Source organism: Arthrobacter sp. DNA4, assembly GCF_024362385.1.
GTDB lineage: Bacteria > Actinomycetota > Actinomycetes > Actinomycetales > Micrococcaceae > Arthrobacter.
Map to the genome: position 1 here is coordinate 2,110,700 of NZ_CP101466.1, position 15,583 is coordinate 2,126,282.

Annotated in this window: 15 protein-coding genes; 3 read left to right on the plus strand and 12 right to left on the minus strand. The window is 62.1% G+C overall.

The window, feature by feature from the left end; all coding sequences use genetic code 11:
* Positions 1-162 precede the first annotated feature (162 nt).
* From NMQ03_RS09625 to NMQ03_RS09635, 3 genes are read right to left on the minus strand one after another with little or no spacing between them, the layout of a single operon-like run.
* Positions 163-378, minus strand: coding sequence for a hypothetical protein (locus tag NMQ03_RS09625; protein ID WP_255175381.1), 216 nt, complete (start codon positions 376-378; stop codon positions 163-165).
* Positions 378-1,754, minus strand: a complete 1,377-nt coding sequence (locus NMQ03_RS09630) for an MFS transporter (RefSeq protein ID WP_255175382.1) — start codon at positions 1,752-1,754, stop codon at positions 378-380. Before NMQ03_RS09630 ends, NMQ03_RS09625 begins: the two co-directional genes overlap by 1 nt.
* Positions 1,755-1,767: 13 nt before the next feature.
* Complete coding sequence (locus NMQ03_RS09635; protein ID WP_255175383.1) at positions 1,768-3,306, minus strand: carboxylesterase/lipase family protein; 1,539 nt, start codon at positions 3,304-3,306, stop codon at positions 1,768-1,770.
* 155 nt (positions 3,307-3,461) lie between these two features.
* Here NMQ03_RS09635 and NMQ03_RS09640 point away from each other — a divergent pair, with 155 nt between their 5' ends.
* The gene (locus tag NMQ03_RS09640) at positions 3,462-4,460 is read left to right on the plus strand and encodes an Lrp/AsnC family transcriptional regulator (RefSeq protein ID WP_255175384.1); all 999 of its coding nucleotides are present in this window, start codon (positions 3,462-3,464) and stop codon (positions 4,458-4,460) included.
* A gap of 89 nt (positions 4,461-4,549) precedes the next feature.
* Here NMQ03_RS09640 and NMQ03_RS09645 read toward each other — a convergent pair whose 3' ends face one another.
* From NMQ03_RS09645 to NMQ03_RS09685, 9 genes are all read right to left on the minus strand, one after another.
* Positions 4,550-5,170 carry an MBL fold metallo-hydrolase gene (locus tag NMQ03_RS09645; protein WP_255175385.1) on the minus strand — a complete coding sequence of 207 codons (621 nt, stop codon included), beginning with the start codon at positions 5,168-5,170 and terminating at the stop codon, positions 4,550-4,552.
* Positions 5,167-6,273 carry an S-(hydroxymethyl)mycothiol dehydrogenase gene (locus tag NMQ03_RS09650; RefSeq protein WP_255175386.1) on the minus strand — a complete coding sequence of 369 codons (1,107 nt, stop codon included), beginning with the start codon at positions 6,271-6,273 and terminating at the stop codon, positions 5,167-5,169. The genes NMQ03_RS09645 and NMQ03_RS09650 overlap by 4 nt, the downstream gene beginning before the upstream one ends.
* 45 nt (positions 6,274-6,318) lie before the next feature.
* Complete coding sequence (locus NMQ03_RS09655; protein WP_255175387.1) at positions 6,319-6,543, minus strand: hypothetical protein; 225 nt, start codon at positions 6,541-6,543, stop codon at positions 6,319-6,321.
* Between the two features lie 120 nt (positions 6,544-6,663).
* Complete coding sequence (locus tag NMQ03_RS09660) at positions 6,664-8,061, minus strand: aldehyde dehydrogenase family protein (RefSeq protein WP_255175388.1); 1,398 nt, start codon at positions 8,059-8,061, stop codon at positions 6,664-6,666.
* A gap of 51 nt (positions 8,062-8,112) precedes the next feature.
* Positions 8,113-9,453: an aspartate aminotransferase family protein gene (locus tag NMQ03_RS09665; protein WP_255175389.1), complete on the minus strand. Its 1,341-nt coding sequence runs from the start codon at positions 9,451-9,453 to the stop codon at positions 8,113-8,115.
* A 95-nt stretch (positions 9,454-9,548) separates the two neighbouring features.
* On the minus strand, positions 9,549-9,947 hold the full coding sequence (locus NMQ03_RS09670; RefSeq protein WP_255175390.1) for a heme-binding protein: 399 nt from the start codon (positions 9,945-9,947) through the stop codon (positions 9,549-9,551).
* Positions 9,948-10,042: 95 nt separating this feature from the next.
* Positions 10,043-10,996: a phosphotransferase gene (locus NMQ03_RS09675; RefSeq protein WP_255175391.1), complete on the minus strand. Its 954-nt coding sequence runs from the start codon at positions 10,994-10,996 to the stop codon at positions 10,043-10,045.
* 142 nt (positions 10,997-11,138) lie between these two features.
* Complete coding sequence (gene solA, locus NMQ03_RS09680; protein ID WP_255175392.1) at positions 11,139-12,266, minus strand: N-methyl-L-tryptophan oxidase; 1,128 nt, start codon at positions 12,264-12,266, stop codon at positions 11,139-11,141.
* Between the two features lie 94 nt (positions 12,267-12,360).
* A complete protein-coding gene (locus NMQ03_RS09685; RefSeq protein ID WP_255175393.1) occupies positions 12,361-12,918 on the minus strand; it encodes a TetR/AcrR family transcriptional regulator in 558 nt (185 codons plus the stop codon).
* Between the two features lie 317 nt (positions 12,919-13,235).
* On the opposite strand from NMQ03_RS09685, the gene NMQ03_RS09690 reads away from it, so the two are divergent.
* Both NMQ03_RS09690 and NMQ03_RS09695 read left to right on the plus strand, forming a co-directional pair.
* Positions 13,236-13,934, plus strand: coding sequence for a tyrosine-protein phosphatase (locus tag NMQ03_RS09690; RefSeq protein WP_255175394.1), 699 nt, complete (start codon positions 13,236-13,238; stop codon positions 13,932-13,934).
* Between the two features lie 49 nt (positions 13,935-13,983).
* Entirely contained in the window at positions 13,984-15,435 is a 1,452-nt protein-coding gene (locus NMQ03_RS09695) for an APC family permease (protein WP_255175395.1), read from the plus strand.
* Positions 15,436-15,583: the final 148 nt, after the last annotated feature.

Sequence of the window (15,583 nt, forward strand, 5' to 3'; positions counted from 1 at the left end):
AAGGACGACGGCGGGAATCCCGCCGTCGTCCTTTGTTTGGTTTTCAGGCTCTATAAGCCCATTGTGCGAGCAGCCGCCCGTCGTCGTACTTTTGGACGGCCAGTCCTGGGCCGTGGTAGCTCATTCCGGCAAGAGGGTTGTGGTGGTCATAGGTGAAGGCGATCAACGGCCCGTGCGATGTGACTTCCTGCAGGTGAAACCGGGTTTGTCCCGCCCCTTGCGGGCCAGGGCGCTGACTTCCTCGAGGCCTCGGTATGTCCTGTCGAGTTCGACGATGGTGTATTGAACGTCGTCGTGGAAAGTGGAAATCAGGGGTTCCGGGTTCCGGTTGTTGTAGGCCGCCATCACGGTCCGGACTGTCTCGGAAAGGGTGCTCACTACTGGACACCTGCTTTCCCTTGAGGTGCCGGTTCCAGGGCGGTGTCACGCCCTTCGTCGATGTGTTCCGGGTTCGTCCGGGTGCTGGGGATGGCAAGGGCAGCCAGTGCCCCGGCTACCGCCACGCCTGCGATGAACAGGAGGGGAACGATGACATTGCCGGTCCAGTCCTGGCCGAGCCCCATGACGTAGGGGCCAAGGAAGGACCCTATGGATCCCACGGTGTTGATAAGCGCGATGCCCGCGGCGGCCGCCGTCATGCCCTTGAGCTGGAGGTTGGTGACTGCCCAGATGATGGGGCCGGTTGCGGTGAAGAGCGCACTGGCAAGTGAGATGCCGATAAGGGTGGGGGCTAGCTGGTCGCCGGTGGCCACGCTGGCGACGAGTCCCAGTGCGGCCAGTACCATGCCCGTGACCAGTACCCGCCGGTGTGCCTGGCTGCTGTCGCAGTAGATGCCAAGGGCGATGGTCGCCACGACAGCGACTGCGAACGGGACCGAGGACAGGTACCCGATCGTCATGACATCGGTCACTCCGGTGTTTTTGATGATGGTGGGTATCCAGAACACGACGGCGTAGATGCCAATGTAGTTGGCTGCCAGGATAAAGCCGAGGAGCCAGATCCTTTTGTTGGTGACGGCCTTCTTGAACTGTTTTGAGGCCTTTTCACGTGCGCCGGCGGGGCCGAGGCTTGCCGCGATGGCAACCTTTTCCTCCGTGGTGAGCCAGGCGGCGTCCTTCGGCGTGCTGGTGACGGAAAAGAAGAAGATAATGCCAAGGAGGGCGGCCGGGATGCCCTGGATTATGAAGAGCCACTGCCAGCCTGCCATACCGGCGAGTCCCCCCAGGCTGGACATGACCCAGCCGGACAGGGGGCCGACGAACATGCTGCCGATGGGTCCTGCGATGACCAGCAGTGCCAGGGCCTGGGCGAGGCGTTTTCGTGGGAACCACTGGGACAGGAAGTAGACCATGCCTGGGTAAAAGCCCGCTTCTGCGATGCCCAGGAAGACCCGGGCAGTGTAGAACTGTTCAGTGTTTTGGACGAAGCCGGTAGCGATGGTGACGACGCCCCAGGTGACCATGATGCGGGCGATCCAAACTTTTGCGCCGACGCGTTCGAGGATCATGTTGCTGGGCACTTCAAAGAAGATATAGGCGAGGAAGAAGATGCCCGCGCCGAGGCCGTAGGCCGCGGCCGAGAGCCCGATGTCGGCACTCATTTCGAGTTTGGCGAAGCCGATGTTGACCCGGTCGATGATGGCTACGGCGTAGCAGATGGAGGCCAGGGGCAGGATTCGCCAGGCGAGCTTTTTGTAGAGGGTGGTTGGCAGGTCCCCGGTGCCTTCAGAAGCGGTGTTGTGGGTGTACGTCATTGTACGGACTCTTTCACTCGTCGGTGGTGGTGTTGGTTGGGTGCAGGGCGGGGAATGTCCACCAGGTGTCGGGTTGCCACTTTGCCGTTTCCCATGCCTGCCGTTGTTGCTGCCGGGGGTCCGGGACCACTGTCGGGGTGGTGTTCAGCAACATTGTCCAGCGTTCTGTTTGCCGGTATTCCGGCCAGAAGGGCAGATCGGCGCTTTCGGGTTTTCCGTGGTGGATGAAGCTTGTCCACGCCTGCCGGATTCCTGATGCCAGAGTCTGCAATGCCGGATCTGCCCCCTCGAGTCCAATGTCCCAAACGAAGGGAACATCGGCTCCATGGAACCCCCACTTCTCCTTTGGGTAGCCGGGGCTGGGGGCATCGAAGCGGTAGCGCCAGCAGGACGCATTGTCGGACTGGCTGTCGAGCAGCCGAATGGTGGGGATGCCGTACCGTTCGTCCGCCATGACAGTGCAGTGAAGTTGGCGCTCGTCCGCCCCCGGGAATGTGCATCGGTAGGTATCCAGCACGTGCTCCCCTTCGTCGCCAAAGATTTCACGGAGAACGCGTGGTGACTGTTCCGATGCACTCGGGTCGGCGAGGTCATAGCTCCCGGCCTCGTTGGCTGTCACGCTTACCATGATGTTGATCCCCTTGGCAAGGCCCTTGGCGAAGGCGTGGACGGGGGCTTCGGGGAGGACTGTCCCATCAACGGTTGGGCGCCAGACCCAGGTTGCCCGGACCCCGGCGGCAATCTCCTGCTGCGCGGCGAGGATGACGTCAACGGGCATTGTCAGGAGCTCTGCGGCGTTCGCCGGGCTAAGGCCCAGGGTGCGAAGCAGCCCGAGGGTGACCTGTTCAGCGGTGTCCGGGGTGTTGAGATGCTCACCGCCACTTTGGATAATTCCGCGCTGGAACAGACCTTCGGCCATTGGCGAGGCCATTAGATTAGCCACACTTTTGGCCCCGGCGGAAACGCCGGCGATGGTGATGCGCGAAGGATCGCCCCCGAATGCGGCCACGTTGTCCCGGACCCATTTCAGCGCAGCGATCTGGTCCAGCAACCCTGCGTTTGCGGACGAGGCGTACTGCTCTCCAAGGAGGTGGTCCAGCTTCAGGAAGCCGAGGGCCCCCAGCCGGTAGTTGACGGTGACCACGATGATGCCTTCGAGGGCTAGGGCCGTCCCGTCGCCGATGAAGTTGGCTCCTGATCCCCAGGTGTATCCGCCGCCGTGGAACCAGACCAGAACCGGGCAGGGCGAGTCCGTCGGTTGGGCCTGTGCGGTGATATTGAGGAAGAGGCAGTCCTCACCCATGGGCGAGTCATCGTCCGACGGCGTTGCCCCGCCAGGCGGGACGAGCTCGGTGGCGAGCACTTGCGGGGCGCGCGTGGGAAACCGGTCCACATCCAGGATGCCCTCCCAATGCTCTGGTGGCTGGGGAGCCAGCCACCGCAGGGGCCCCGTCGGGGGAGAGGCGTACCGGATCCCGCGCCAGCTGATGGTGCCGTCCTTGATGACGCCGCGTACTGCCCCCTGACGCGTAGTTGCCACAGTCTCTGACATTGCTTTTCCTTCGGTCGGTGTTGATTTCGTCAACAATCGTGTGCTGCGTCACGTGTTTCCGGCAACAATTTTCGAGATAAGTGGAAGAATCAGCCAAAAGTGTGGCGGGAAGTCTAGAATCGGAGGTGACGATGACGTCGTGACAGGAGCGGGACATGGATGTGCTGGACGAGCTCGACCAACGGATTGTCGGCGCCCTGCAGGTTGACGGGCGCGCTTCATGGGCGAAAGTGGCCGCGGCGTTGGGCGAGGCTGAACGGACGGTGGCGCGGAGGGGCTCCGAGCTCCTACGGGACGGGCGGGTGCGGATACGCGCGTTGCCCAATCCGAGCCGCTTCAGGCATCTGGAACAGTTTGTGCTGAAGGTTGCCTGCAATCCCGGCGCGGCCGTCATCGCCGCTGCCGCCCTCGCGCGGCGGCCGGAGACCTTGTACACCTACATCCTCACCGGTTCCGCGGATTGCGCGGCGGAGCTTTCCAGCCCTGCTTCCAAGTTTGCAGAACTGTTGATCCGGGACATAGGGAGCATCCCGGGCGTTAGATCGGCCGCCACGTATCCCGTCCTCAGCTATCCCAGAACGATGCACCAGTGGAATCCCGGCGTCCTGACGCCGGAAGAAATTGAGGTGATGGGCGGAACCCGCTACTCGGAGGCACCGACCGCCCTGGAACACGTGGAGCAACTGGGCAAAGAGGACCGGCAACTTCTCAGGGCACTGGAACGCGATGGCCGCGCCAGTTACGAGGAACTGGCGCGCATCACGGGACTCTCGGTGCAGACGACCCAGCGCAGGGTGGAGCGGATGCGGCGCGAGGGGACACTGTTCATCCGTGCAGTCTTCGAGCCTGCGCTGCTCGGATTGCCGGTAGAGGTGCTCCTATGGGTCAAAGTGCCGTTTCCGGAACTGGACCGCGTGGAAGCGGAAATGCTTCCTTCCCCGTCAGTCCGGTACGCCGCGGTCCTCGCCGGTGACTTCCAGCTTGTTGTCGATGCCGTCTTTCCCAGCCGCGCCGCACTTTCCACATACCTGAAAGGCTCAGAATGGGCCGCCCGGGCCCAGGCCATCGAGCCGGCTGTGGTGATAGACGCCCTAAAACGCAGCGGAACAATGGCACTGTCGTTCGGCGAAGACCTCGGCGGGTACAGCTCCTGACGCGTGGGTCGCCCTCGTGGTGTCTTTGAAAAGCGCGCGCCGGATGTTCACGGCTCGCTTTTCACTGGCTTATTGCGTCGTTCCTGCCGCTACTGCGGGACCTTCGCCAGCGTTTCCTGCTCTGCGGCGATGGTGGTGTTGTCGCCGTGGCCGGTGCGGACCACGGTCTGAGCCGGGAGCGTCAGCAGGCGTTCGCGGATGGACTTCAGGATGGTGGGGTAGTCGCTGTAGGACCGGCCGGTGGCACCCGGGCCGCCGTTGAACAGCGTGTCCCCGGTGAACACGGTCCCTTCGCTTTCGAGGTAGAAGCAGGTGGATCCCGGGGAGTGGCCGGGCGTGTGGATGGCCTTCAGCGTTGCCCCGCCCACCTCGAACACGTCCCCGTCGGAGTGGTAGCGGTCCGGCTTGGCGTCAGGGTAGACCTGCTCCCACAGCACCAGGTCCTCCTGGTTCAGGAGGATCGGTGCTCCCAGCGCGTCTGCGACCTCCCGGGCGGCACCGATGTGGTCGTTGTGCGCGTGGGTCAGCAGGATGGCCTTGACCTTGCGGCTGCGGACCTGGTTGATGATCGCGGCGGCGTCGTGGGGCGCATCGATGATGACGCATTCCTCGTCGTTGCCCACGATCCAGACGTTGTTGTCCACATCCCAGGTGCCGCCGTCGAGCGAGAACGTGCCCGAGGTAACCAGGTTCTCAATGGTGGCGCTCATGCCCGCGCCCCCGCCGGCTGGACCTCGACGACAGAGCGCAGCACTTTGCCCTCATGCATCCGTCCGAAGGCCTCCTCCACCTGGTCGATGGTGATGCGCTCGGACACGAACGCGTCCAGGTCCAGGTTGCCCTGCTTGTAGTGGGACACCAGCATCGGGAAGTCCCGGGAGGGCAGGCAGTCCCCGTACCAGGAGGACTTCAGCGACCCGCCGCGGCCAAAGACATCCAGCAGCGGCAGTTCCAGCGTCATCTCCGGCGTCGGCACACCCACCAGGACCACGCGGTAAGCAAGGTCGCGGGCGTAGAACGCCTGCTTGTACGTTTCGGGACGGCCGACGGCGTCAATCACCACGTCGGCGCCGTTGCCTCCGGTGAGGGCGCGGATGGCCTCCACCGCGTCCTCCTGCTTGGAGTTCACGCCATGGGTGGCGCCGAGGGACTTGGCCATCTCAATCTTGTTGTCGTCTATGTCAACGGCGATGATCGTCGTCGCACCCGCCAGCTTCGCGCCGGCGATCGCGGCGATGCCCACGCCGCCGCAGCCGATCACTGCCACGGACTCGCCGCGCTTGACCTCGCCGGTGTTGATAGCGGCACCGATGCCGGCCATGATGCCGCAGCCCAGCAGGCCCACCGCGGCCGCGTCGACGTCGGGGTCCACCTTGGTGCACTGCCCCGCGGCCACCAGCGTCTTTTCAGCGAAGGCACCGATGCCCAGGGCGGGAGAGAGGACCGTTCCGTCCTCCAGGGTCATCTTCTGGGTGGCGTTGTGGGTGTTGAAGCAGTACTGCGGCTGGCCCTTGGCGCACGCCCGGCACTGGCCGCACACCGCGCGCCAGTTCAGGATGACCCGGTCGCCGGGGGCCACCGAGGTGACGTCCGGGCCGACGGCGCTGACAACGCCGGTGGCCTCATGGCCCAGCAGGTACGGGAAATCATCGCCGATGCCGCCCTGCTTGTAGTGCAGGTCCGTGTGGCAGACACCGCAGGTCAGGATGTCCACGAGCGCCTCCCCCGGGCCCGGATCCGGCACCAGGATGGTCTCCAGCGACACCGGAGCGTTCTTTTCCTTAACCACTACTGCTTGGACTGTATGGGCCATGAGGCTGTGTTCCTTCGTTTGTGTTCTTGCTGTTGAACCGGCGGATCAGATGTCTTCGGTGCCGAGATGCCAGATTCTGTGGGTCCCGACGCTGAGGAGCTGGCGGTCACCACTGGAGAGTCTGCGGACCCAGATCACGCCGATGTCTGCTGCTGTTTCTTCTACTTGGAGCCCGTCCTGGTAGAAGAGGTCTTCTGAAACGGCGACCCTGTCGCCGGTCTGGAGCATGGACCAGTCCTCTACTTCAACTGCATGGGTGTGGCGGTTCATGGAATCCTCCGCAATATCGCTTGGCACTACCGGTAGCTGTATCAAGCAGGTGGCCCTCAGCCTTGGCCTTCCGCGGTGGGGGCACCGCTCGCGGCGGTGCCCCCACCGGTCAGTGGTGTTTCAGCCGTTGATGACCTGGGGCACGCCGAGGTGTTTGAGTCCTTCGACGCCGAATTCGAGCCCGTAGCCGGATTGTTTTGCGCCACCGAAAGGGATACGTGGGTCGACGGCGCCGTGCTTGTTGATCCAGACGGTGCCGGCCTGGATGCGCGTTGCGACGTCACGTGCCGTTGCCGGGTCGGAGGACCAGACGGAGGCGCCGAGGCCGACGTCGAGGGCGTTGGCTTTCTCGATTGCTTCGTCGATGGTGCTGTAGCGGATGATGGGCAGGGCGGGGCCGAATTGTTCTTCGGCGACGAGCGGGTTGTCGTTGTCGATGTCGGCCACAAGGGTGGTGGGGTAGAAGTAGCCGGGCTGGTCAGTGTCCGGGTTGCCGCCGAGGAGGACGCGGGCCCCGGACGCTTTGGCGGCCTCCACGAGGTTCGCGACGATCTCGTACTGTGCCTTGTTCTGCAGCGGTCCCAGGACGTTGTTTTCGTCCAGGCCGTTACCCATTGGCATGGCCTTGGCCACGTTGGTGAGTTCGTCGCAGACGGCGTCGTAGATGTCGTCGTGGACGTAGAGGCGTTTCAGGGCAGCGCAGGTTTGGCCGGTGTTGATGAAGGCACCCCAGAACAGACCTTCGGCGATGGCCTTCGGGTCAGCGTCGGGCAGGACGATGCCGGCGTCGTTTCCTCCCAGTTCCAGGGTGAGCCGCTTGACGGTGTCCGCGGAGGACTTGATGATCGCTTTGCCCGTGGCGGTGGAGCCGGTAAACATGACCTTCCCGATGGCGGGGTGGGAGGCGAGGGCTTCGCCGACGTCGCGGCCGCCGGAGACCACGGTGAGGAGACCGGATGGCAGGGCTTCGTTGATGGTTTCGACGAGGGCAAGCACGCTGAGCGGGGTGTATTCGGAGGGTTTGACCACTACGGCGTTGCCCATTCTCAGCGCGGGGGCGACCTGCCATACGACGATCATCATGGGCCAGTTCCATGGTCCGATGGCCCCGACGACGCCGATGGGCCGGTAGTGCAGTTCGGCACGGGTTTCACCGTCATCGACCAGGGTTTCTGCTTCGAGCGGGGTCCCGGCGGCGGCGCGGAGCCAGGCGGCGCAGGCGCCGACTTCGAAGCGGGCGTTGGGGCCGTTCAGCGGTTTGCCTTGCTCGCGGGAGAGCAGCTGGGCGAGTTCTTCCGCGCGGGCTTCGATGGCGTCGGCGGCCTTCAGCAGTGCGGCGGACCGTGCCTCGTGACCGAGTGTGGCCCACGCCGGTTGGGCGTCAACGGCCACGTCGATGGCGCGCTGCAGGTCCGCGACTGTGTGGACGGGCGCTTCGCCGACGGGTTCACCGGTGGCGGGATTGAAGATGGTCCGGGCAGCAACGGAGCCCTCGGTCAGGACGGGTGTGGTGTTCATGGCATTCTCCTCATTGAGTGGTTAGTTGTTGTTCCGTGCAGATCCGGATGGTCACCGTTGGTTTTGATCAGTTGGGCTATTGCGGGTTGCCAGTGACAGGCGGAGTTGCTCGATCATGTGTTGGGCGTCCTTGAGTTCGAAGACGAGCGGTGGCCTCATTTTGAGGACGTTTTCGTGGCGACCGATCTTTCCGATGAGAACGCCGCGGGAACGCATCTCTTCCGTGAGTGCCTTGGTGGCGGCAGGGTCCGGCGTCGCATCGTCGGGATTGACGATCTCCAGGCCAAAGAAGAGGCCCCGGCCGCGTACGCTCTTGATCCTGGGGTTGCCCTTGGCGAGGGCTGCGAGTTCGTCAGCGATGAACTTGCCGAGTTGGTGCGCATTTTCAACAAGCCCGTTCTCTTCCATGACCTGCAGCACAGCAAGACCGGCTGCGGACGAGACGGGGTTTCCAGCAAATGTGTTGAAGTAGGTGTTGTTTTCCCCGAATTCCTCCATCAGTGCTTGTGTGGTGATGACGCCGCCTACGGGGTGGCCGTTGCCCATCGGCTTGCCAAGTGTCACCAGATCAGGGGTGGTGCCGAAAGCCTGGTGGCCCCACATGTGGTTGCCGGTCCGTCCGAAGCCTGACTGGACCTCGTCCGCGATGATCAGTCCATGCGGCGGCCGGACCCGGTCGGTGACTGCCTCTATGTAGCCGTCGGGGGTCTGCAGGAGTCCTTCGGTTGAGAACAGCGGGTCATACAGGATGGCTGAGACTCCGTAGCCTTCGGCCTGGAGCGAGGAGATGGCTGCGTCGACGTCGCGCAGCGCTTCCTGGAGGAGGCGCTTTCGTTTAGCCGGTGTCAGCCCTGCTGCGTCCGGAATACGAAGGGGGCGTACGTGGGCGCCGAGGGGTTCTTTGACCTGGAGGCCGGTGGTCAATTCGGCAAGGGTCGTGGTGTTGCCGTGGTAGCTGTGGTCCGAGATAAGGATGCCGGTGTTGCCGGTGTGTTGCCGTGCGATTCGCAGCGCGAGCTCGTTTGCTTCCGATCCGCTGTTGGTGAAAAATACCCGCTCCAAGGGGGAATCGAAGAGCGCCAGCAGCTTTTCGGCGTACTCAACGACGCGTGAGTTGAGGTACCTCGTGTGGAGGTTGACGGTCTGCAGCTGGGCTGTGATTGCTTCGCGGACGACAGGGTTGGAGTGTCCGACGTGGGGAACGTTGTTGTAGACATCAAGGTAGGTCTTGCCGGTTGCGTCGTGGACCCACACGCCTTCGCTTACCACGATTTCCAGGGGAGTGGCATAGAACAGCGGGGAGTGGCGCCCGATGGTGCGTTCGCGGCGGTCAACGAGGCTTTCCTGAAGGCGCGCGTCGGGCGCCGGTTCTGTGGCTGTTTCGAGTGTCATTGCTGTCCTTGGCCGTTGGTGCGGATTTGAGTCCGGAACATGAGTCGGTGGGTGTTGCCGGGGTCGGACGGTCGATGGTAAGCCCTGGCAACCGGTTAGAGGGCGTTGGCGCCGGCAGTAGCGACCAGGTGGTCGTTTTCCACGGTGCTGCCGCTGACACCGATGGCGCCGATGGTGACCCCGTCTTTGGTCAGTGGGATGCCTCCGGGAAAGGAGATCAGGCCGCCATTGGATACTTCGATGTTGAACAGCGGTCCGCCGGGCTGCGAGATGGAGCCGATGTCTCCGGTGGGCATGTCGAAGTAACGGGCCGTGCGTGCCTTTTTGATGGCGATGTCGATACTGCCGAGCCACGCACCGTCCATGCGGGTGAAGGCCTTGAGGTTTCCGCCGGCGTCTACCACGGCAATGTTCATCAGGGTTTCCGAGGACAGGGCTGCCTCTCGTGCTGCTTCAACTATTTTGTGTGCTTCTTGCTGCGTGATGTCGTTCATCTGTTGCTCCGAAATCTTTTCCTGTTTAAGGGCGTAGTTGTATTGACTGGCGTAGAGCCAGCCCTGGTTAGGTGCTAACGCGCGCGGGGGTTTTGTTAGACGAGAGCTGCCGGTTTTGCGGCTGCCTTTATTAAGTCGGGGAAGTCAGGGGCTGTTATTTCAGTGATCAACCCTTCCCAACAGGTACGCAGTTCCCCTGCGTAGTCGGCGTCGTCGTTGGGTGCGGCGTTGCCCATTGCGGTGATCCACAGTCCGCTGTTGGACCAATGAGCCACCGCCATGAAGAGCCTGGCGCGGGCCATTTTTACTGGGTCAGTGTTGCCGAAGTAGGCTTCGAAGAGTGCCTGTGCCTTGTCTTTCCCGAATCCGTTTTGCGCTGCAATAAATCCGATCTCGTAGCACGGGTCCGAGTTGCCGGCGAGGTCCCAGTCGATAATGTTGTAGGTCATTAAGGAGGTGTCCTTGATGATGTTTGCATCCCAAATGTCCAGATGGCAGGGAACAAACTGGGAAGGATCCAGGGCCAGGACGGTCTCCAGACGGTCCATCAGGGCCTGGATGGCTGACGTTCCGGGCGGCAGCTCGATACCTTGTCTTCTGGCGGCCTCCATCCTTTGTCGGGCCAGGTTGAAGGGGTTGATGTCGTTGAGGAAGCGGCGGCCGGAGTGATGAAGCCGGTGAAGGGCAGGGACGAGTCGGGTGACGGAGTCATCGTCGTCGCTTAGCCTCGGGTGGCCTCCCGGAACAAAGTCGAGGGCCAGCGCCAAGGGTTCGTTTGAGACTGTTATGACGGGCGCGCCTACGCCGATCTCGGCGGCAATTCTCGTGTTTTCCAGAACCACGTGGGCAGCGGGCAGAACTCCTACCGTTTCCCAGTAGTTGTTCCAGAGCTTGACGACGCAGCGACGGGAACCGTCCTCGACGAGGTAGTTCTTATGGGCCTGGCCGCCGGAGAGGGAATGTGCGGTGACGTGACAGCCACCCCAGTCGGGGTTCGTCGAAAGCACCGCCTTAATGCTGGTGATTTCGGTATCAGGGACGATGGTCATTAGGATTGGATGTCCTTCGATGTTCGAATGCAGGTGCACTGTGTTGGGGTCGGAGGGGGTCCTGGCTGCACTGTTCGCACTGTTTAACGAGCTCCCACAAGCTCTGTAACGGTGCGGTCAGGACGTCTGCCGGTGTCACGGTTTATGCCTTTGCTGTGGCGAAGCGTGAAGGCAGGAACAGGTTTGTTTCTGGACGGGAAATGCCGTCGACATGATCAGCCAGCATTTCACCAACAACCGCTGCATAGCGGAACCCTCGGCCCATGTCTCCGGTGCCGATGACGACATTGGACGACTCCGGGTGTCCACCGATAACCCAATGGCCGTCCTCCACCTCAGACCACATGCATACGGTGGTAGATACCGGGTTGGTGTCGATGTCCGGGAGCCTGGCGCTGAGGACTTCCTGGATCCGTTCGAGGTCTCCGGGCCTGAGGTCCTGGCTGAGGTCCTCGGGATCGATCCAGTTTCCCTTCCCGGGGACAGAGAACTTCCATTCACCGTTAGGCTCGGAGCAACCGTAAGCCGGTGCCTCGTCCGATCCCGGGGGCTTGGCGAAGTAGATGGCCGGCTTCGGTGGCCCGTCCTGGCGGAAATTGGCCAGCACCTGACGGTCCACTTTGTAGGGCAGATCCAGTTGCATCAAATGGTTGGCGCGGGCACCCACGGTGACGACGACCTTGTCGGCTGAATAGTTACCCTGATCGGTGCTCACGACGATGCCCGAAGCGCTCTCATCCCAGCCTTGAACCGCTTCTCCCGTGCGCAGGGTTGCGCCGAGCCGGCGAGCCTCCGACTGCAGGGCCTTGATGGCGGGGTGAACGAGGGCAACGGTGCCGTTTGGCTCCCATACGGCGACTTCGTCGTCATCAATGGTGGCCCAAGGGAACCGCTTCCGTGCTGTCGAAGCGTCAAGGGCGTGGTACTCAAAATCGGACGCGCCTAGGGAGGCCACCGTTTTGTCGAACCACATTGATCCGGGTTCGCCGACGAACACAGTTCCCGAACGTTCCAACAGACGGGTCCCGGTTTTCGCGGCCAACTCGTCCCACAACTCAAAGGTCCGCTTTGTGAAGGTGGTGTACTGGGCTCCTGCACTGCTGGATTGCCGGGCCAGCCGTGTGGCGCCTCCGTGCGAGCCGTGCATGTGTGGCGGTGCGAACTTATCCAGGCCGAGCACGGACTTGCCGCGGGCTGCCAAGTGCCACGCCGCCGATGAGCCCCAGGGGCCCAGTCCAATTACGATGACGTCGTAGTGTTGTGTTGACACAAATTCCTCCGTTAGTGGTTTTCGAACCCTTGGCGGGTCAGACAGTGGCTCGTACTAGAAGTCCGTCCATGAGTAGCCGGATAGCCGTGACGGCTTACTCGGCGTCCTCCGGCTTACGTGCAGCAGCAGCCCCGGCAGCGCGGATTGCCCCGGTGATGGTTGCGGCCAAGGCTTCGGTGGGCGCGTCCTCAGGCAAAGTGCGTCTGTCTTTGGCATCCTTTAGATCGCGCGCGATGAGCTCTTCGAAAGAGCGGGAAGTCGAGCCCATGACGTCCGAGAGGGCCGACACCAGGTCCGGTCCCATCACCCCGTAGAACCTGCCTTTGGGCTCCTTTGTCGCCTCCACCAGCGCGGTGGCCAACGCCGTGATTCTTGCGGCGGGGTCCGTGAGGGGATCCCGCAGGCTGATGCCGCGTACGTACACTGCGTCGGCGATCCGCATATACACCTCGCGAACAATTTCGTCCCTTCCGCCGGGGAAGTGGGCATAAATGGTCCCCCTTGAAATACCCGCCTGCTGGCTAAGAACCTCGAGCGCGGTAGAGGCGTACCCCTCCGAACTCAGCAGCTCAGCTGCGGTGTCCAGGATGTCGCCGCGGGTTCTCATACGGTTTCGTTCCCGAAGGGAGAGGGGCTTGTTGGAGGCGCTCATTTCTGGTCCTTCGTGTGGGGTGCTGGTGATCTGCTTCACATGATTGCACATCGGATCCTAAAAGTGAACAGTCTGTGCAAACTTTGAAAAGGGGGTCCGCGGCCGCTCTGGAGCGGTTGAAAACATTGAACACTATGCCTAAGTTCTGAACTAGTCATGCAACAAATATTTAACTTGTTCTATTGCAGTACGAAACATTCAGTGTTTACCTTTTATGTATGAAACAGGTCACACCAGGCTTGGCTGGCCCTAACTGCCTTGAGGGCGTCCGGAACTTCCGAAGCCTCGGGGGACTGCCAGCGCACGGAGGATCCCGTGTGGCTGAAGGCCTGGTGTACCGGAGTGGACACTTCGGATACTCGACAGCCCCGGATCGTCAAAGGCTGGCGGCGGCACGCCTGCACTTCATGGATCTGCGAAGTCCTTGGGAATCCGAAACCGAAGACCGTTGCGTGCCTGCGCTAACGGCTGTACAAACGCCACTACAGGCTAAAGACAGCAGGGACGCGTGGCTGTGGTCTGCGGTTCGCGAAGGTCGCGTGAGCGAGCTTGGCAGGGCCCTTACGGCAGTGCGGGCTGAAGAGGCAATGCACCGGCTCTATGCCCGTGACATAGCAGGCAACCCACCGGTATTTGCCAATTTCCTTCAGTCATTGGCTCGAGTTGAGCTGCCTGTCGTCGTCCACTGCTCGGCTGGGAAGGACAGAACCGGATGGGCAATAGCCATCCTTTTGACCATCCTGGGGGTACCTGAAACCGCGATCCTCGAAGACTACGTTCAGAGTTCATTACCGGAGAACCAATACCTCATCAGAGACTCAGCGGGCAGCGTCACCAGCATCGACAAGCACCTGCGAACAGTCATCACACCCTTGCTGGAAGCGCGGCAAGGGTACCTCGAAGCCGCATGGCACAGCGTGGAGCACGCCTGGGGATCACGTCACTCCTACTTGGAAGACGGACTCGGCATCACTCCGGCGCTCACAAACAAACTCAAGGCACGGCTCCTCGTCTGAGGAAGCCCGAACACGGCTACGGCCATTATCTGCCCGAAAGAGAAAATCCATGATTGATAATGTCAGCGAGTTGCCGGCAACGACGCCGTCCAGCACACCTGTCCAACCGCAAGCAGGCCATCTCCGCTCAAATAAACTCGGCGTCTTCGCCATCGCCTTCTTCGTCATCGCAGCGGCGGCCCCCATGGCGGCTGTCGTCGGTACGGGTCCCGTGGTCTTTGCTGCGGTTGGACCTGCAGCCCCATTGATCTATGCGATCGCCGCACTGCTCATCGCACTCTTCGCCGTCGGATACCTACGCATGAGCAGGCATGTCACCAACGCCGGCGGCTTTGTCGCCTACATCGCCAAAGGCCTCGGTACACCCTGGGCCACCGCAGGAGCTGGTCTGGCGCTGCTGATGTACCTCAGCCTGCAGGTCGGGCTGTGGTCACAGTTCGGCGTCTTCGCCGGGCAGTTGCTGGAGAGCATCACGGGACTCTCCGTGCCCCCGCTCGTCTGGATCGTCGCGTTGCTCGTCATCACCACGGCACTCACCATGCGGGGCGTCGACACGAGCATCCGACTCTTGGCCGTCCTCATCATCGGCGAAACCCTCGTCGTTGCTGCTCTGGTTATTGTGCTCGTTGCCAGCAAGGGGCCGGGAGTCTTCACATTCTCCGGCTTCACCGCTGAGAACCTCTTCAGCCCGGGCCTGGGCATTGCATTGCTGTTCGCCTTCCTGTGCTTCACCAGCTTCGAAGCAACCGTGGTGTTCTCGGAAGAAGCAATCAACCCCCGCAAGACCATCCCGCGGGCCCTCTACGCCGTAATCGCCTTTGTCGGAATTTTTTACACGCTCTCCATCTGGGTTATCGGAGGGGCCATCGGGGTGGACAACATCCAACAGGCGGCAACGGATGACCCTGCAGGATTCATCTTCAACCTCGCCTCCGAAGGCGGAGGGAGCGTCTTGAGCATGGCCATGCAGGTCCTCGTCGTGACCAGTTACCTGGCCATGCTGCTGGGCCTGATGAACATGTTCGCCCGCTACCTTTTCGCCCTCAGCCGTGCCGGAGTCCTGCCGGCCAGGCTGGCCACCGTTTCCAAGGATGGGAGTCCCGCCACCGCAGCCCTGTCCAACGGCGTGGCCGTCGGCATCGTCGTGGTTACCTTCCTAGTCCTAGGCGCAGACCCACTGACCGTCGTGTTCGCCTGGTTCAGCGCCCTGGCAACGGCAGCCTTCATCACCATCCTCATCGTGGCGTCCGTATCCATCGTCGTGTTCTTCGTCCGAACCAAAGACAACGCCAGTATCTGGGCGACGAAGATCGCCCCCACGCTCTCCACCCTGATCCTTTCCTACATCGGGTACGTGACGATCGAGAACTACGACTCCCTCATTGGGCCTGACAACGCCGCCGCGAAGTGGCTGCTCATGCTCATTCCAGCGGTGATGCTCGCCGGCCTGGTGTTCGGCAAGAGCAAGCGCGATATCGACTACGCCAAAGAAGTTATCTAAAACGATTACCGTGCTGCCGCCTCCCGGGCGGCAGCACGGTAATTCGTTTCCTCCAGGACCACAACGTATTCACGAGGTGGCCCAGTGGTATGCCCGCATCGTCTTTGAAGTCTGACGATCGGTCCTCCACGAGTAAGCGAAAGCACAC